Genomic DNA, 16,098 nt, shown 5'->3' with positions numbered 1-16,098 from the left:
GGTCGTGATTCGCACTCCCGCGATGTGAGTGAGAATGACCGTATCGCTCGCTCCATCTTCATGCACCGCCAGAATGAGGAAACCCGCTGATGGCCACCGCAGCCAAGGAAGCCACGGACGTGGCGAGCGTCATCCTCGCCCTCTCTCCCCATGATATATTGGTCGGCGACCGGCTGGGCGCATTCTGGCCCGACAAGGCTGCCGCGATCGGCCGTCTGATGGCCGAAGACGGCCAGAATGAGCCGATCAAGGTCCGCAAGAACGGCCCGCGCGCACCCGCGCCATGGACGCTCGTGGCCGGTCTGCATCGGCTTGAAGGCGCGAAGCTGGAAGGTCTTGCGATCATCGACGCGATCGTCGTCACCGGCGACGAAGCGACGCTCCGGAAAATCGAAGCGTCGGAGAATATCGAGCGCGGATCGCGCGGCCCGCTGGAGCGCGCCAGTTTCGTGCGCGCCATTGCGGACGCTGCCGAAGCGCGGCTGAAAGAGCAGCATGGCGACCTGACGCCGGAACAGATCGCGATCCGTGCCCGCTGGGATGCGATGAAGGCCAAAGCGCCGGGCGTCGAACGTGACGATAGCCTCAATGAAGCGGAAGCGGACCATACGAGTGCCAACTTGGCACTCGTATATGGATGGGCCGATGAAACGGCGGAGGCGCTGGGAATGTCCCGCCGCGCAATGTTCCGCGACCTCGCCCTCCACCGCGCTCTGGTCGCGCCGTTTCCTCGCCTTTGGCGCGATCTCGCGACGCATCCTGTCATCGGGGAGAACGCCAGCGCCCTGCGCGATATTGCGGCGATCAAGGATGAGGACATGCGCGGCGACCTGATCGCCTCGCTGATCGCCAATCCCGACATGACGCTGGCGCAGGCGATGGAAGGGCTGGGCCTTTCCAAGCCGTCGGCTCCGGCCGCGACCGGCGCGACCAAATATATGAATGGCGTCCTCAACAATATGGACCGACTTTCGCCCGACCAGCAACGTTCCATCGCGGCATCCTTCGTCGCGAAGCTGAAACCGAGCGCGCTGGACGAATTTATCGCCGCTCTCACCGCGCGCAAAGCGCAGGGCGGTGCGGCATGAGCATGACGCCCGCACAGAAGGCGCATTTCGACAGCAGAACGTGGCAGGCGCGCCATGAGGCGGCGCGCCGTCTGAGCGCGGTTGGATGCTATGAAGCGCATCGGGCCAACGGTTGCAGCCGGTTCGTCGCGGTCAGTTGGGCAGCCATGCAGATGGAGGTCAGGCCGGTCGTAATCGAAGGCTGGTTAAAGGCCGTCAGCGGCACCACGCGCGATGATTTCAGCCTTCGCCTGTTCCTTCTCCTGGATCACGACGCTCCGGAGGCGGATGGCGGTGACGGCCGGGACGGCTTCGAGGACGCTCAGGCCGCAAAGGACCATGTCCGGCGTTGCAGGGCGCTACGGGGCGATAGGCGAGGCCCAGGACGAACTGGAAGCCATCGACTTCGACGGGATGATGGAAAGCCTGCGGGAGGCGCAGCTGTGAGCGCGCCCGAATGGCATCTCGATATCGTCCGCGACGATGGATGTCCGCTCCTGCTTGTCATGATCGAACCGCAGAGCGGGCGCGTTCAGCACTCGACCATCAAGCGTTTCACACGCCTGGGAGTCATCCCCGCCCTCCAAGAGATGATGCGCCGCCTTGGCGAACGGCCCGCCGCCATCGTCACCGACAACGATCCTCGGTGGTTCGGCGTTGCCGACGCGCTGGGCGTTCAGCGGCGCATCCTGCCGCCCGATCAGAAGACCGAACTTGAGAGGATCGCCATGCGCCTCATCCAAAAAATGGAAGGCGACGCATGAGCGCCCGCACCTATCACGTCCATTGCGCCGCCGAAGGCTGCACCTCGCGCATCGGCAAGGGCCAGCTGTTCTGCAAGGACCATTATTTCGCCCTTCCGCGCCCCTTGCGGGACGATCTCTGGACAGCGTGGCGGCGGGCGATGGAAGTCTATCGCGTCAACATGACGCGGGACGAACAGAACCGCCGCAACCGTGCCTATCAGGACGCCTTCCGGGCCTGCACGGAACATCTCCGCACCGCCCGGCGCACCGATGCCGCAGCCATGTCCACCGTCGCGATGGCGGCGAATGGCGATGCCGTCCGCTTTGTCGAAGGGAGGCGCATGTGAAGAACAAGCTCACTGATCTGAACAACCATCTTTTCGCTCAACTTGAACGGTTGGCGGAAGAGGACCTTTCTGCCGAACAGATCGATACCGAGGTCAAGAGAGCCGACGCAATTGTTGCGCTGTCCGATCAGATAGTCTCCGCCGCCAATCTCCAGCTGAAGGCCGTGCAGGTCCTGGCGCTTCATGGCGACAGGTTCAAGCATCCGCTCGCCACCATGATCGAGGACAAGTCGTGAAGGGGCGCCAGATACCATATAGCGCGGATGAACTCGCCTATATCCAGTCGGTCAGCCGCTGGGCGCGAGACGAGGCTCATGCGGCTTTCTGCCAGAAGTTCCGCCGCGATGACGTCTCGCTCCAGAACTTCAACGCACTCTGCAAGCGCAAAGGCTGGCTGACAGGCCGAACGGGATGCTTCGTCAAAGGGCAGGAAGCGCACAATAAGGGTGTGCCCTGCGCGCCGGGCAAGGGCGGACGGCATCCGAACGCCCGTCGCACTCAGTTCAAGAAGGGTCAGAGCCCGCACAACACGAACTATCTCGGGCACGAACGCGTGTCGAACGATGGCTACGTCGAAATCAGCATCGACGAACGCAATCCTCACACAGGCTTTGAGCGCCGCTACGTTCTGAAGCACAAGTGGCTGTGGGAAAAGGCCAATGGCCCCGTGCCAAAGGGCCATGCCCTCAAATGTCTCGACGGCAACCGGCTCAATACCGATCCTTCCAACTGGGAACTGATCCCGCGCGCCATGCTGCCGCGCCTCAATGGGCGGTTCGGCCGAGGCTATGACGCCGCCCCTGCCGAGATCAAACCCACAATTCTGGCGATCGCGAAGCTGGAGCATCGTGCGCGCACCGTAAAGGGGGGCAGACAATGAGCAAGGAAACGCTCGGCTATCCCACGCGCACAGAAGCCGTCATCGCGCTGGCCGCCCAGGGGCTGACCAACCGCGAGATCGGCGAGAAGATCGGCATTGCGGCCAGCACCGTTGCCGCCCTGGCGGCAAGCGCGCAGCGGGCGAAGACGATCCGCCGAGCACCGGCGACGACGCCCAAGCGCGGCCGCTATGGGATGCCGACCGCCCAGCTCGAAACGAAGATCATGGACCTCTATGAGGCGGGCCTGACGCGCGACCAGATCGCGGCGCGGCTGAATATCCGCCGCGAAAGCGCGGACAAGATCATCGGCTATATGCGGATCGGCCGGTCCGATCAGGCGACCGGCGCGAAAGCCATCGCCCATGCCAGCGCCATGCTGCTCGCCGCGATTCGCCGCCATCACCCGGAAAGGTGCGCGTGATGAGCCGCCTTCCGACATCATCCACCGTCAACAGGCCTCGGAATTTCGGGGCGGACATACCGGCAGCCGCTCGCAAACAAGGCTATGCTGCGCATCACGCGTCAACGCGGTCCGAGGCCGGGGGGAACACCCATTCCCTCTGTTGTATCACCGCGAAGCATGGTCGCCGGTCCCATTCCGGGGAGGCGCGCCCGTGACACTCGCCACCCCGCGCCCCGACCGTCATCCGCAAGACTGGTATGTCGAGCCGACATGGACCGTCCGCGCGCTGATGCAGATGATCGCGCTCGACCGCGACTATACGATCTGGGACCCATGCTGTGGGCTGGGCACCATCCCCTGCGCGCTGGCGGCGGCTGGCTTTACAGTCGCGGGCACGGACCTGACGGACCGCTGGTCGGCGCAGACGCTGGGCCTGCCCCATCTGTTCCTGGGCGAACATGATTTCCTTGGCGCGCAGCGGCACATGGTCGAGTTCTGGCCGCTGCTCAGCGTCATCTTCAATCCGCCTTACAGCTATGAGGACGATATTGCCGAACGGTGCGTCCGGCAGGCGCTGAAGGTCGCGAGCGGCATGGTGTGCGCGCTGCTGCCGATCCGTTGGCGGGCGAGCGAGAAGCGTTTCGGCTTCCTTCAGGAGGAATTTCCTCCGCTCGAAATCCTTGAGTTCTGCGACCGTCCGTCGATGCCCCCCGGAACCGCGCTGCACGATCGCGACGAAAAGACCGGACAGCTGATCGCGTGGAAGCGCGGAAAGACCGATTACGCCTGGTATGTCTGGGACCGGCACCGTCCGCGCCCCGATACCCGCAGCCGCCTTATCCCGCCCCGCACCCGCGCCCAGAAGATCGCCGACCGCGACCACGATCTGCGGCGGGTCGGTGCGCTCCCCCAGCTGGAGTTGGCCGCATGATGAAGAACACCGATGCGCTGATGGCGGCGCTGCGAGAGGCGTTGGAAGAGGTACTGGCGTGGAGAGATGCGGTTCCGTCTGATTTACCGCTGCCAACGATGCCCGGTTTTAATCGGGACGCGGTTGACGAATTACTCGCTCTCTCCACCCCCCATCCCACCGAAACGCGGCTGCGCGAGGCGTTGGAGCGGTCCAAAGAGGGCTGGGAAAACGTACTCGAATTTCGGCTTATTGCTGACCAGCATCGAGATACCGCCCGCGCCCTTGCAGATGAGGCGAGTGCAGCATTGTCCACCCTCCCGGCCCAGCCTGTGCAGCCAGAGGCGGGGGAGAAGGTCTGTCCTGGCGATGGCAACATTCTGTCCGAGGATGGCGTATGCGGATGGTGCGGCAATGCACCGGAAGCTTACGAAGCGGCTCCCCAGCCCTCAGGGGGGGACGTGCGGGAAGCGGCGGCGAAGATAGCAGATGAGCATAGCAAGCAACGATATGCTGACGGCGATCCAGAAGGCGCAGGTGCCATGGAAGACTTGGCCGCAGCCATCAGAGCCATGCCTCTCCCGCAGCGGTCATCACAAGGCGGGGAGACACTGTGACCGCCCCGTCCGCCCAAGCCGAACGCTTCGCCCGTGCCCGGCAGGAATTTGCCGAGGCGATGCAGCGCGGCTGCACGATTCCCGAACTGCGCAAACGCAAGGCGGAGGAAAGGGCCGCGCTGCGCCAGCGGGCGCAGGATGCGGTAAGCGCGATCAACGGCAGGCAGGGCTTTGTCGTGATCGACGAAGCCGCCGATTTCGGCCGCTGGGACGCCCACTGGATGATGAGGGACTGATGGCGGGTGGGTCGAACATCAAGTCCGCGCCGGATGCGCTGACGCCCGTGAAGGTCGAGCAGCTGCTCGACTGGATGGATGCGCGTCGCAGGGTTCCCGTGATGAACGCGGCTGATCTTGTCCAGATCGCGCGCGGCCATGTTTGTCAGCATGGTGTGCGGTGGCCGCATCCCTGCGGTCTCTGCGACGATGCAGCCTGGGCGCAGCGGGGGCCGCGCCTTGGCTAAGAACCGCGATTCCCATCCCAACCAGTTCGCCTTCACGTTCGAAGCGCCGCAGCCCGCGACGCTTCCGGCCGCGCTGGCGGGGATGGATGCGCGTATCGCTCGCACGGTGGCGGAAGCCCTGAAGCATGACGATCGGGACCGGAAGGTCATCGCCGCCGAAATGAGCGTGTTGCTGGACGAGGAAGTCACCAAGCTGATGCTGGATGCCTATGCCAGCCAGGCGCGGGACGGCCACAATATCAGCTTTGCGCGCATGTGCGCCCTGATCGCGGTGACGAACCGCTTCGACCTTCTGGACCGCGAGTTGCGCGCGATCGGCGCGGCCGTGCTGGTCGGCGACGAAATCTACACCGCGCAGGTCGGCCACATCAGCAGCGAGATTTCGCGGCTCCAGCAGCAGCTGAAGTCCCTGCAACGCATGAACCCCACCATCCAGAGGAATCGCCGCAAATGATCGCATCGGGGGGAAAGTCCTGGTTTACCGCCGCCGAGATCGCCGACCTTGGGTTGCCGGGCCTGCCCCGCACCAAGCGGAAAGTGAACGAACGGGCTGATCGGGAAGGCTGGAAGGTCGCGGCCGGTCGCGACGGTGTGCCGCTGGCCCGGAGCCGTCGCGGCCGGGGCGGCGGGCTGGAGTTCCATATCTCGCAGTTGCCCACGTCGGCGCAGGCGGAACTCGTCAGCCGGGGAATCGCGTTTGTTTCTCCACAAACATACAGCCCCGCAGAAGCGGACCGGCCGCTGGCCGCCAATGACGGTTGCCGCAACCAGATATGGGCGTGGTTCGATGGCCAGTCGGACAAAGTGAAGGCGGAGGCCGAGCGGCGCGCGCTCATCCTCGTCGACGTGGACGCCTATAAGGCGGCAGGCCTGCCCGCGACGACTGCGGTCAACCACGCGGCGCGGGCAGCAAAGGTCTCTCCCTCCACCGTATGGAACTGGCTGGGGCTGGTCGATGGCGTTCCCGCGCCGGATCGCCTGCCGCATCTTGCCCCCCGCCGGAAGGGCGGAGGAAAGGAAGCGGAGATCGACCCGGAACTGTGGCAAACGCTGCTGTCGGATTATCTCCGCCTCTCCAAGCCGACCTTCATGTCCTGCTATCTGCGGACGAAGGCGCTGGCAGACGAAATGGGGATGACGCTCCCCCACGCCAAAACCCTGCAACGCCGCCTGGAAGCCGAAGTTCCGCCACAGGTCATCACCCTGCGGCGCAAGGGCAAGGAAGCGCTGCGCCGGATGCTGCCCGCGCAAATCCGTTCGGTCGCCGATCTTCATGCGATGGAACTGGTCAATATCGACGGCCACAAGGCCGACGTGTTCGTCCGCTGGCCCGATGGCCGGATCGGCCGCCCCACCATCGTTGCGATCCAGGACGTTTACAGCCGCAAATTCCTCGCATGGCGCATCGCCGAAACGGAAGACACCGTGACGGCGCGCCTGGTCTTTGCGGACCTCTTCAAGAAATGGGGCATTCCCAAGGGGCTGCTGGCAGATAATGGCCGGGCTTTTGCATCCAAGTGGCTGACGGGCGGCGCGCGCACCCGGTTCCGGTTCAAGATCAGGGATGAGGACCCCGTCGGCGTCCTCGTGAACCTGGGCATCGCGATCCACTGGGCCAAGCCCTATCGCGGACAGTCGAAACCGATCGAGCGCGGTTTCCGTGATTTTTGCGATCATATCGCGCGCCATCCCGCTTTCGAGGGCGCCTATACCGGCAACACGCCGCTGGCGAAGCCGGAGAATTACGGCAATGCGGCGGTCGATCTGGAAACATTCTGCCGGGTCTTCGACGCGGGCGTGGCAGCCCACAACGCGCGCCTCGGCCGACGCACGGAAATGGGCGCGGGCCAGTACAGTTTCGATCAGGTCTTCGACGATAGCTATGCCCGCGCCACGATCGGCAAGGCAACCGAGGAGCAACTGCGGCTTGCCCTGTTCGCCGCCGATCAGATCAGCACCGATCGCACCACAGGCGCGGTCAGGCTCGCGGGCAACAGCTACTGGAAGCCGGAAATGGCCCAGATCGCCGGTCAGAAAGTGACGATCCGGTTCGACCCCGACGATTTGACGCGACCTGTCCATGTCTATGACCGTGCGGGCAAGTTCCTTGTCACCGCGCCGCTGTGGCAGGCCACCGGCTTCCTGGACATGGCCGCCGCAAAAGAGCGCCAGCGGCTGGAGAAGCGTCATCAGCGCGCAGCGAAGGAAGCGGCCGACGCGCTCAACCTGCTGTCCGCCGCCGATCTCGCGGCACGGCTGCCCACCTATGACGAAGATGTTGAACCGAGCGTCCGACCGGCAGCCAGCCGGATCGTGCGCCAGCGCGGCAACATCGTCGCTGCTCTCAAAGCCGTCTCAGAGCCTTCTCAGAACCCCGTGACGAACCCCGATTTCGACCGGCTGCACCGCAAGGCGGCGCTCCGACTGATCGAGCAGTAAAAGGAGAAAAGACCCGTGATCCATGTTGATGAAATGCCCGTCGACATCGAGGAGATGCGCGAGTGGGCCAATGGCTACAAGGCCATGGAAAATCTGAGCTGGAACGACCTTGGCAACGCCATCGGCATTCCGGGCGGGACGATCCAGCCTTTCTGCAAGGGCAATTATGCGGGCAACAATGACCGCATCGCCCGCGAAATCTTCAAGTTCCGCCAGGGCGTCCAGAACCGCCGCGAGCAGATGGACGGCATCCCCGTGGAACCGGGCTATTTCGACACGCCGACATCGCTGCTGATCCGCGAACTGCTCGCCATCGCGTCCAGCGGCGAAATCACGGTCGGCGCGTTCGGGCCGGGCATGGGAAAGACGAAAACGGCCGAGGATTTCCTTGGCCGTGTGTCTCCCTGTTTCATGGCGACCATTGACGATGTCTCCAAGGACACGAACGCGATGATCCGCCTTGTCGAAAAGGCGATCGGGCTCAATTGCGTCAGAAGCTGGCCCGCCGCGATCAGCGCGGAGCTCATCACGTTCCTGCGCCGCCGCAAGGCCACGCTGATCGTCGATGAAGCCAATCACCTGACCTTCAAGGCTCTGGAGCAGCTGCGGGCATGGCATGACCAGACGGGACTTGGCATCTGCCTGCTGGGCAATGAAGAACTGATTGCCCGGATCGAGCGCGGCCGGCAACGCGACGCCTTCGCCCGGCTCAACAGCCGGATTGCCCAGCGCGTCGTGCAAGCCCAGCCGCAGGAAGGGGACGTCCTCGCTTTTTGCGATGCGTGGAAGCTCTTTGATCCGGGCATTCGCCAGACGCTGATCGACGTCGCGCTCCGGCCGGGATCGGGCGCGCTGCGGGAGTGCCGCCAGATCATCGTCAACGCCAGCCGGATCGCCTCCGAAGACGGCGGCAGGCTGCAACTGGCTCATGTGCGCTGGGCGATCGAACGCCGCGCCATCCGGATCGTCCGCCAATGAAACCGATCATGGAAAAGGCGCTGCGCGCGCTGCTCACCGACCCGGTTACAGGCGACCCGCTCGATCCGATGGATTGCATCTCGCTCGCCATGGGCCTGTGCGTGGCGGTGCTGGTCATCCTCGCCATGCTGGTGATGTCGCTGGGCATGGGAGCCGGGCAGTGACGAGCGCGGCTGACACGGCGGTCAGCCTGGCGCTGACCATGTTGGTCGCGCGGATCGCCGGTCCCGCTCCGCAGCGCCGCTTCGGCGGCAAGGTGCGCGTTGCGGACCTGATCGATACCGTCGCCTGGTTCACAAGCGTCGACGCGGGCGAGATCGTCGGCCGGACGCGCAAACCGGTCTATTTCCGGCCTCGGGCCGCCGTGTGCTGGATCGCCTGTGAATTGGGACTGGGGTCAACGACCGTGATCGGCCACGCGCTGGGCGGACGAGATCACACGACGGTTCACCATGCCGTCCGCCGCGCGCGCGCATTACGCCACCGCGATCCCGCGTTCCGCCGCCTGACCGATCGTCTGGTCAATCATTTTCGTGACTTTCAGGAGAACTGACATGGCGACCGCCGCCCGTAAAGCAGCGACCGATCCTCAGCGCCGCGCGCTGATCGCGAAGGTGCACATCGCGCCCAAGCAAATCGGGATGACCGACGATGATTATCGCGCGGTCATGCACCGCGTCACCGGACAGATGAGCGCGCGCGATTGCACGATCCCGCAATTGCAGGCGCTTGTGGAAGAGTTCGCCCGGCGCGGCTTTACCGCGAAAGCGTCCACGCCGAACGGCAAGGGCGCACCGCGCCGCGCGGATCATCCCATGGCGCGCAAGGCGCGCGCGATGTGGATTTCGCTGGGCCTGCTCTGCGCGATTCGCGACGGCGGCGAGCCCGCCCTTGAAGCCTTCGCCCGCCGACAGACGGGATGCGAACGGTTCCAATGGGTCAACCAGTCGCAAAGCGACCGGCTGATCGAAGCGCTGAAGGCGATGGCGCAGCGGCATGGATGGACGCAGGCATTGCCGGGCCTCGCCAAAATCCATCATGTCCATGCGCTCAAGGGTCGTCTGTGCGAAGCCATATTGGCCAAGCTCGTGCGCGCCTGCATCGTGCCATCGCATTGGGGCCTGGGGAAGGCGGCGTGGGAGCTTTGCAAGCTGTCCGATCCCGACCAGCATCTTTTCGCGACGGAGGACTATGACCGGATCGCCCATGGGCTTGGCCGCGTCCTGCGCGTCAAGGGTGGCGACGCCGCGTTCGAAGAGGTGAAGTCGTGACCGCCCGCGTCCATGCCGCGCGGGGCGGCCACGTCCACGCGGAATGGGAAACGCAGCCGCTGCTGCGGTCGACCCGGCCGCGCCGCCGCGTTCCGCTGGCGACCCTCTTCACCATCTTTGCGGCCGGGCTGCTGCTGGGAGCCGTGCTCTTCTGATGAGCGAGCGGCTCGCCACCGAACTGACGAAGCTGCTCGGCGAACGCGGGTTTATCGCGCTCGCCGAGGCGTTCGGTGGCCGCCGTCTTTATGTGCCGACCAAGGTCGACAGCGACGGCGAGATCGCCAAGGCCATAGGTCTCGATGCCGCGCGGCTGCTGTCCCGGCGCAAGTCGCCCGACTATCTGCGCGTCCCTCTTGCCCGCGAGGTTCGCGCGCGCCATTATCGCGCGGCCGGTTTCAGCAATGGCGCGATCGCCACGAAGCTGGGCATGACGGAAACGGGCGTCAACCACATGTTTGCCCGCATGGACAGCCCGCCCGTCAAGGGCAGCGAGCCCGAACGGCAATTCTCCCTTTTCTGACGGATGGCCGTGGGCACGGCCATGAACTTCCGCAGCTGAAACCCGCACATCTGGGTCATGGCCCAGACGCATTCCCCTACCCGACAGCGAGTTAGCCGCCATGGCTGACGCGAGCAATCGTCCGATCGCCGCCATCGTCGCGACCGCCCTTGTGGCCGCGCCCGTTGGCGTCGCCGTCAGCGATCCCGCCGCGCAGGTCGCCACCGGCCTTATCGAGAAATGGGAGGGGACGAAGACGGTCCCCTATCGCGACATGATCGGCAAATGGACCGTCTGCACCGGCGAGACGCGGGTGCCGATGCGCGTCTACACCCCGACCGAATGCCGCGCCTTCCTCCGCACCGCGATCCGGAGCGATTTCGGCAAGGGCGTCCTCAGCTGCACCCCGCAGCTTCAGAACGCCGTCTACCAGCTGGGCGCGGCGATCAGCGTCGCCTATCATATCGGGGTCGCGGCCTATTGCGGGTCCACCATGGCGCGGCAGTTCAAGGCAGGAGACTGGTTCTCCGCCTGTCAGGCGTTCGCGCTCTGGAACAAGGCGGGCGGCGTTGTCGTCACCGGCATCGTCAACCGGCGCAATGACGAAATGCGCGCCTGCTTCACCAACCTGACGCCCGAAGTCACGCTGACCGTCAAGGTGCGGATATGAGATGGCTCTTCGACGCGATCGCCCATGTCGGCATCGAACTGGCGGGCCTGCTGGGCGATGGCGTCCGCTGGCTGCTGGCGCGCCCGTGGCGGCTGGCGATGCTGATCCTCGCGCTGCTGTGCCTCTGGCTGCACGGGCAGGCGAGGAGCGCGCGTGATCTGGCCGAGGCGCGCCGCGTCCAGGCGGCGGCGTGGCAGGGCAAGTTCCGCGACCAGAAAGCCGAGATGCAGAAGTTCGTCGGCATGGTCCGCGATGCGCGGGCCGAGGCAGCGCGCAAGGACCGCGAGAATGCCGCGCGCGTCGGGCGCGAAGGGGCTGCAATCCTTCAGGAGGTGAAGAATGACCATCAAGCCGATCTGGCTGCTGCTCGCGCCGATCTTGCTGACCGGCTGCGGGACGCGCGAACGCGATCGGGTGCGGCCAGCGCTGCCGGTGGCGGCGGAGCAGCGGACCTGTCCGGCGTTCCCGTCCTGTCCAGCGGACCTTTGCGGCCCGGTGAAGCGGCCATCGTGGATGAAGCCGACCTCGCCATCTGCACGGCCAATACCGTGACGCTCGAAGCGCTGAACGCCGCGTGGGACCGCATCGCCCGGATCGACATCAACGGGCTGCAATGAAGGGCATCGCACCATGTTTTCAGCGCCTGAAGAAACGGGGGGAATTGTGAGTTCTGGCGTATTTCCGGCCATGATCGCGTTGCTGGCCAGCATCGCGAATATCCTTTGGACCTGGCACACCAAGTCGCAGTCCGCCGCCACGGATCGGGTGCAGAAGATCGAGGACAATCTCGATCGGCTGGAAGCGCGCCAACTGAGCCTGGAAGGCGAGTTCAAGCATCTGCCCACCAAGGAAGACGTGGGCGCGTTGCGCATCCAGCTGGAAACCGTGCTCGGCATGATCGGCCGTCAGGAAAGCGAGATCACGAGCATGGGCCGCGTGGTGAACCGCATCGACGATTATCTGCGAGAGAAGGCATGAGCTACGACGACAAGGTCGCGGAAGATGGCCGTCTGGTCATCCTGAAGGAACTCGCCGCCCAGGTGGACGGACGGCTGAACGAAGTGGCGCTGGGCCGTGTGCTGGACGCCTTCGCCATCACCCGTTCGCGGGAATGGGTGCGGACCCAGATGCGCAAGCTCGCCGAACTGGAAGCCGTCCGCCTCAGCGAGATGGGCACGGTCCTGATCGCGAAGATCACGACGCTGGGCCGCAATCATGTCGAACGCCGCGAGATCATCGACGGCGTGTCCCGGCCGTCCGACGATGTCTAGGCCGCAGCGCAAGCGGCGGGGCCTGCGCAAGGTGACGCTGGTTCCGGCTCGCGCCTTGCCGCTGTTGAGGGAAGCGGGCGTGCTGGTGCCGGAAGGCGAGCCGGAAATCGTCTATGGCTATCTGGACAGGTCCGGCGCGCCTCGGCGCGTCATCGCCCGCTATGCCGATGGCTGGCGCGCCGATCTGCGCATCCGCGTCGATGGCAGCTTCTCGCTGACGCAAAGCCTGCGCCTGAAGGTGACCGGATGACCGACCGTCTCGTGAGCCAGGACGATGCCGTGAATATCGGCATGAAGATCGTGGAGATGGCCGACCGTCTGCGCGACATGAACAAGGTTGTGACCGGCGCACAGGCCCGTTGGGGCTTCGACATGGATGGCGTTCACTATGACGTCGCCGTATCGCTGGGCGACCCTGCAAAGGGGAGCGCGGCAGGATGAGCGATATCGACGCCGACCGCCGCGAAGGCCGGGGCCGCCTGTCGTCGATCGACATGCTGCCGGACGAAGCCGACGGAGATATCGTCTGGGCGCTGGAGCAGCTGCGCGGGCGGGCCATGCCGCAGACCGCCATCGTCGGCGAGTTCAACAAGCGGCTGGCCGACCGGGGAATCGCGGGCGTCAGCAAGTCCGCCTTCAGCCGGTGGGCGGTGCGCAAGGCCATCCAGTTCCGCAAGCTGGACGAAGTGCGCCACATCACGGCGGAGATCGTCACGGACCTTGGCACGGACGGCGCGGACCAGGTGACGGTCGCTGTGGCCGAGATGCTGAAGGTCGCGATCTACGAATTGCTGGAGAAGGGCACGGCCGACAGCAAGGGCGTCATGGAGATGGCCCGCGCGCTCACCTCTGTCGTGTCGGCGCAGAAGACATCGACCGAGCATCGCCGCAAGCTGGAAGAGCGCGTCGCCGCCCAGATGGAGCAGGCGGCGGACAAGGTCGAGAAGGTCGCCACCGAAGCGGGCCTGACGGCCGAGCGCGCCGCCCAGATCAGGCGCGAAGTGCTGGGGCTGCGGATATGACGGGAGGAAGTCCTATGGAACAGCGATTGGCCGCAAGGCAATTTACCAAGGAAGAGGCCGTTGCCTTTGCGGAGGAAGGCAAGTGGTCATCGCTCTCGCCGTCAGAACGCGGTCTGCTCCAGTTGCGGCAGGATCGTCTCTGTATGCCATGGGAAAAGGCACATGAAGGCGTCACCGCGCTTCTCGGTCGTCCAGTTTACACGCACGAATTTGCCGACCCTGACAGCCTCTGGGCAGAAGCAAATGGCGCCATTCCCAAAGCTCAGTTGAGCGACGTCCTGGCCAAGCTCTCACCGGACGCCCTTATTCTCGCAGTGGTGAAATGAGCAATCCTGTCCCCAAGCCATGGAAATGGGGTCCGCTGCAATATTCCTGCGCGACCGACATGGATCGAACGGTCGTGTTCATGCACAATGTCAGGCTCGGCCTGTGGCGCTTCCGCATCGAGTTGTCGTTCCAGACGCAGGCATCGGTGGATCGCATCAAGCGCCAGGCTGTCTATGACGCGCTGCGCGCCCAGGCCGTGCAAGCATGGGGCGATGCCGACCACGTCGCCTGGGCCATGGACGATCACTGGGCCGACGACGGCACTTACGAAACTGCCATCGCCTTGCTGGAACGGATCGTTGCGGGCACGGAACCGAACCCATGGGCTGAAGCGGAGACGTCCGCATGATCCCGCCGCGCAAGGGCAAGTCCATGTTCATGGCTGGCGCGGCGCTGGCGGGAGCGCTCACCGGGCAACCGGCCACCGCGTTCCAGCCCGTGCCGCTGGAGCCGGTGCTGTCGCGCGATGCGGCGAAGCTGCCGCCCGAACTGCCGCGCGGCTTCGAACTGCCCGACGACCACGATCCGCTCGCCGATGGCATCCTCATGGACCATCAGAAGGAATGGCTGGAAGATCAGTCGGTCCTGAAGCTGGGGGAAAAGGGACGGCGCACGGGCATCACCTATGCCGAGGCGCTGGACGACACGATCATCGCGTCGTCGGCGCGGTCGGCCGGTGGCGACAATGTCTTCTACATCGGCGACACGAAGGACAAGGGCCGCGAGTTCATCGGCTATGTCGCCCATTTCGCGCGCGTCGTCGCGAAAGAGCTGGTCGAGGTCGAGGAGTTCCTTTTCGAGGATGAGCGTGAGGACGGAACGTCCCAGTTCATCAGCGCTTACCGTGTCAAGTTCGCGTCGGGCTTCCGGGTCGAGGCGCTGTCGTCCAGGCCGGAGAATATTCGCGGCCTTCAGGGCGTCGTCGTCATCGACGAAGCCGCGTTCCACAAGGACGTGCGCGCCGTGCTGGATGCGGTCAACGCGCTGCTGATCTGGGAAGGCCGCATCCGCGTGATCTCCACGCATAACGGCGTCCTCAATCCCTTCAACGACCTGATCCGCGAGGCGAAGGACGGCAAGGTTCCCTTCAGCCTGCATTTCATCCCGTTCCAGAAGGCGGTGGATAACGGGCTCTTCAAGCGCGTCTGCCTGACGCGCGGCAAGCCATGGTCGCAGGAGGCGCAGGACGAATGGGAAGCGCGCATCCGGGGAGCCTATGGCGTCCGCACCGCGCAGATGCAGCAGGAACTGGACGCGATCCCGGCCGACGCGCAAGGGTCCGCACTGCCCCGCGTCGTGATCGAGAATTGCTCCGACCGCTCCATTCCCGTCATCCGCTGGGAACTGCCCGACAGCTTCAAGAGCGCCCCGGCCGACGAACGCAAGCGGCTGACGGAAACCTTTCTGCGCGAAAAGGTCCGGCCGCATCTGGACCGGCTCGATCCGACGCGCCGCCATGATTTCGGCATGGACTTCGCGCGGACCGGCGACGGGTCGGCGCTGATCGTCAATGAACTCAGCCAGGACCTGATCCGGCGCGGCCGTCTGGTGATCGAGCTTCGCAACGTCCCTTATGAGACGCAACGCGACGTCGTCTTCCATGTCGGCGACGCCCTGCCCCGTTTCGGCCATGGCGCTTTCGACGCCACCGGCAACGGCGCGTATCTCGCGGAAGTCTCGCGCCAGAAATGGGGCGAGCGGATCAGCGAAGTGAAGCTCAGCCAGGAATGGTATCGCGTCAACTCGCCGCCCTATGTCGAAGCCTTTGGCGACGGGTCCATCGTCGTCGCCGGGGATGACGACATCATCCGCGACCATCAGGCGCTCCAGTTCGTGAACGGCATCATCAAGGTTCCCGACGACATGCGCTACAAGGGCGCGGACGGACTGGAGCGCCATGGCGACACCGCGATCGGCGGCATCCTCGCCTGGTATGCGTCGCGGCAGGGCGCGGCCGACTATGGCTATCAGCCGGTTCCCGCCGTCCCCCGCGCGCTCGACGGCGGCGATCGCGACGGCTGGCTGGGCGACGATGACGCTGGCGATGGGGCTGTCCGCGACTGGTGGAAGCCGCCGCTGGGATCGGGCCTGCGGGGGTTCATATGATCGCACCCGCAGGAAGCCGCACAGGCGCTTCGGATGGCGCGGCGCGCCCAAGATACCCCAGCACCCTTAGAAGGGCTGTGA

The 16,098-nt window shown here is 65.0% G+C and carries 28 protein-coding genes; all 28 read left to right on the top strand.

Annotated elements, in window-relative coordinates; genetic code table 11:
* Positions 1–89: 89 nt before the first annotated feature.
* The 28 genes from SCLO_RS09950 (at position 90) to SCLO_RS09825 (ending at position 16,017) form a co-directional block, all read left to right on the top strand.
* A complete protein-coding gene (locus SCLO_RS09950) occupies positions 90–1,088 on the top strand; it encodes a ParB N-terminal domain-containing protein (RefSeq protein WP_066517627.1) in 999 nt (332 codons plus the stop codon).
* 422 nt (positions 1,089–1,510) lie between these two features.
* Positions 1,511–1,831: a hypothetical protein gene (locus tag SCLO_RS09945; protein WP_066517630.1), complete on the top strand. Its 321-nt coding sequence runs from the start codon at positions 1,511–1,513 to the stop codon at positions 1,829–1,831.
* On the top strand, positions 1,828–2,160 hold the full coding sequence (locus SCLO_RS09940) for a hypothetical protein (RefSeq protein ID WP_066517633.1): 333 nt from the start codon (positions 1,828–1,830) through the stop codon (positions 2,158–2,160). The genes SCLO_RS09945 and SCLO_RS09940 overlap by 4 nt, the downstream gene beginning before the upstream one ends.
* Positions 2,157–2,396 (top strand): hypothetical protein, encoded by a 240-nt coding sequence (locus tag SCLO_RS09935; RefSeq protein ID WP_066517643.1) that lies wholly within the window; start codon positions 2,157–2,159, stop codon positions 2,394–2,396. The genes SCLO_RS09940 and SCLO_RS09935 overlap by 4 nt, the downstream gene beginning before the upstream one ends.
* Positions 2,393–3,040 (top strand): HNH endonuclease signature motif containing protein, encoded by a 648-nt coding sequence (locus tag SCLO_RS09930; protein WP_066517646.1) that lies wholly within the window; start codon positions 2,393–2,395, stop codon positions 3,038–3,040. The genes SCLO_RS09935 and SCLO_RS09930 overlap by 4 nt, the downstream gene beginning before the upstream one ends.
* Entirely contained in the window at positions 3,037–3,462 is a 426-nt protein-coding gene (locus SCLO_RS09925; protein WP_066517648.1) for a hypothetical protein, read from the top strand. Before SCLO_RS09930 ends, SCLO_RS09925 begins: the two co-directional genes overlap by 4 nt.
* A 193-nt stretch (positions 3,463–3,655) precedes the next feature.
* Entirely contained in the window at positions 3,656–4,375 is a 720-nt protein-coding gene (locus tag SCLO_RS09920; protein WP_123905474.1) for a TRM11 family methyltransferase, read from the top strand.
* A complete protein-coding gene (locus tag SCLO_RS09915; protein WP_083949087.1) occupies positions 4,372–4,971 on the top strand; it encodes a hypothetical protein in 600 nt (199 codons plus the stop codon). Before SCLO_RS09920 ends, SCLO_RS09915 begins: the two co-directional genes overlap by 4 nt.
* Positions 4,968–5,207: a hypothetical protein gene (locus tag SCLO_RS09910; protein WP_066517656.1), complete on the top strand. Its 240-nt coding sequence runs from the start codon at positions 4,968–4,970 to the stop codon at positions 5,205–5,207. Before SCLO_RS09915 ends, SCLO_RS09910 begins: the two co-directional genes overlap by 4 nt.
* Complete coding sequence (locus SCLO_RS09905) at positions 5,207–5,434, top strand: hypothetical protein (protein ID WP_066517657.1); 228 nt, start codon at positions 5,207–5,209, stop codon at positions 5,432–5,434. Before SCLO_RS09910 ends, SCLO_RS09905 begins: the two co-directional genes overlap by 1 nt.
* Positions 5,427–5,888, top strand: a complete 462-nt coding sequence (locus SCLO_RS09900) for a hypothetical protein (protein ID WP_066517659.1) — start codon at positions 5,427–5,429, stop codon at positions 5,886–5,888. Before SCLO_RS09905 ends, SCLO_RS09900 begins: the two co-directional genes overlap by 8 nt.
* Positions 5,885–7,873 (top strand): transposase domain-containing protein, encoded by a 1,989-nt coding sequence (locus SCLO_RS09895; RefSeq protein ID WP_066517662.1) that lies wholly within the window; start codon positions 5,885–5,887, stop codon positions 7,871–7,873. Before SCLO_RS09900 ends, SCLO_RS09895 begins: the two co-directional genes overlap by 4 nt.
* Positions 7,874–7,888: 15 nt before the next feature.
* Positions 7,889–8,851, top strand: a complete 963-nt coding sequence (locus SCLO_RS09890) for an AAA family ATPase (protein WP_066517664.1) — start codon at positions 7,889–7,891, stop codon at positions 8,849–8,851.
* An 8-nt stretch (positions 8,852–8,859) separates the two neighbouring features.
* The gene (locus tag SCLO_RS23340) at positions 8,860–9,015 is read left to right on the top strand and encodes a hypothetical protein (protein WP_169800558.1); all 156 of its coding nucleotides are present in this window, start codon (positions 8,860–8,862) and stop codon (positions 9,013–9,015) included.
* A complete protein-coding gene (locus SCLO_RS09885) occupies positions 9,012–9,404 on the top strand; it encodes a helix-turn-helix domain-containing protein (protein WP_066517666.1) in 393 nt (130 codons plus the stop codon). Before SCLO_RS23340 ends, SCLO_RS09885 begins: the two co-directional genes overlap by 4 nt.
* A 1-nt stretch (position 9,405) precedes the next feature.
* Positions 9,406–10,122 carry a gp16 family protein gene (locus tag SCLO_RS09880; protein ID WP_066517669.1) on the top strand — a complete coding sequence of 239 codons (717 nt, stop codon included), beginning with the start codon at positions 9,406–9,408 and terminating at the stop codon, positions 10,120–10,122.
* Positions 10,119–10,277: a hypothetical protein gene (locus SCLO_RS23335; protein ID WP_157080313.1), complete on the top strand. Its 159-nt coding sequence runs from the start codon at positions 10,119–10,121 to the stop codon at positions 10,275–10,277. Before SCLO_RS09880 ends, SCLO_RS23335 begins: the two co-directional genes overlap by 4 nt.
* Positions 10,277–10,642, top strand: coding sequence for a hypothetical protein (locus tag SCLO_RS09875; RefSeq protein ID WP_066517671.1), 366 nt, complete (start codon positions 10,277–10,279; stop codon positions 10,640–10,642). The genes SCLO_RS23335 and SCLO_RS09875 overlap by 1 nt, the downstream gene beginning before the upstream one ends.
* A 100-nt stretch (positions 10,643–10,742) precedes the next feature.
* The gene (locus tag SCLO_RS09870; RefSeq protein ID WP_066517673.1) at positions 10,743–11,291 is read left to right on the top strand and encodes a lysozyme; all 549 of its coding nucleotides are present in this window, start codon (positions 10,743–10,745) and stop codon (positions 11,289–11,291) included.
* Entirely contained in the window at positions 11,288–11,908 is a 621-nt protein-coding gene (locus tag SCLO_RS09865) for a hypothetical protein (RefSeq protein WP_066517675.1), read from the top strand. The genes SCLO_RS09870 and SCLO_RS09865 overlap by 4 nt, the downstream gene beginning before the upstream one ends.
* A gap of 70 nt (positions 11,909–11,978) precedes the next feature.
* Positions 11,979–12,269, top strand: a complete 291-nt coding sequence (locus SCLO_RS09860) for a DUF2730 family protein (protein ID WP_066517683.1) — start codon at positions 11,979–11,981, stop codon at positions 12,267–12,269.
* On the top strand, positions 12,266–12,562 hold the full coding sequence (locus SCLO_RS09855; protein WP_066517685.1) for a VpaChn25_0724 family phage protein: 297 nt from the start codon (positions 12,266–12,268) through the stop codon (positions 12,560–12,562). Before SCLO_RS09860 ends, SCLO_RS09855 begins: the two co-directional genes overlap by 4 nt.
* The gene (locus tag SCLO_RS09850) at positions 12,555–12,812 is read left to right on the top strand and encodes a hypothetical protein (RefSeq protein ID WP_066517686.1); all 258 of its coding nucleotides are present in this window, start codon (positions 12,555–12,557) and stop codon (positions 12,810–12,812) included. The genes SCLO_RS09855 and SCLO_RS09850 overlap by 8 nt, the downstream gene beginning before the upstream one ends.
* Positions 12,809–13,003, top strand: a complete 195-nt coding sequence (locus tag SCLO_RS09845) for a hypothetical protein (RefSeq protein WP_066517687.1) — start codon at positions 12,809–12,811, stop codon at positions 13,001–13,003. Before SCLO_RS09850 ends, SCLO_RS09845 begins: the two co-directional genes overlap by 4 nt.
* Positions 13,000–13,584: a DUF3486 family protein gene (locus SCLO_RS09840; RefSeq protein WP_066517690.1), complete on the top strand. Its 585-nt coding sequence runs from the start codon at positions 13,000–13,002 to the stop codon at positions 13,582–13,584. The genes SCLO_RS09845 and SCLO_RS09840 overlap by 4 nt, the downstream gene beginning before the upstream one ends.
* A gap of 14 nt (positions 13,585–13,598) precedes the next feature.
* Positions 13,599–13,910 (top strand): DUF7736 domain-containing protein, encoded by a 312-nt coding sequence (locus tag SCLO_RS09835; RefSeq protein WP_066517693.1) that lies wholly within the window; start codon positions 13,599–13,601, stop codon positions 13,908–13,910.
* The gene (locus tag SCLO_RS09830; RefSeq protein WP_066517697.1) at positions 13,907–14,260 is read left to right on the top strand and encodes a hypothetical protein; all 354 of its coding nucleotides are present in this window, start codon (positions 13,907–13,909) and stop codon (positions 14,258–14,260) included. Before SCLO_RS09835 ends, SCLO_RS09830 begins: the two co-directional genes overlap by 4 nt.
* On the top strand, positions 14,257–16,017 hold the full coding sequence (locus SCLO_RS09825) for a hypothetical protein (protein ID WP_066517698.1): 1,761 nt from the start codon (positions 14,257–14,259) through the stop codon (positions 16,015–16,017). The genes SCLO_RS09830 and SCLO_RS09825 overlap by 4 nt, the downstream gene beginning before the upstream one ends.
* Positions 16,018–16,098 lie beyond the last annotated feature (81 nt).

Origin of the sequence: Sphingobium cloacae, from assembly GCF_002355855.1 — a bacterium.
In the GTDB taxonomy this organism is placed as follows: Bacteria; Pseudomonadota; Alphaproteobacteria; order Sphingomonadales; family Sphingomonadaceae; genus Sphingobium; species Sphingobium cloacae.
This window is presented reverse-complemented; position numbering and strand designations above follow the sequence as displayed.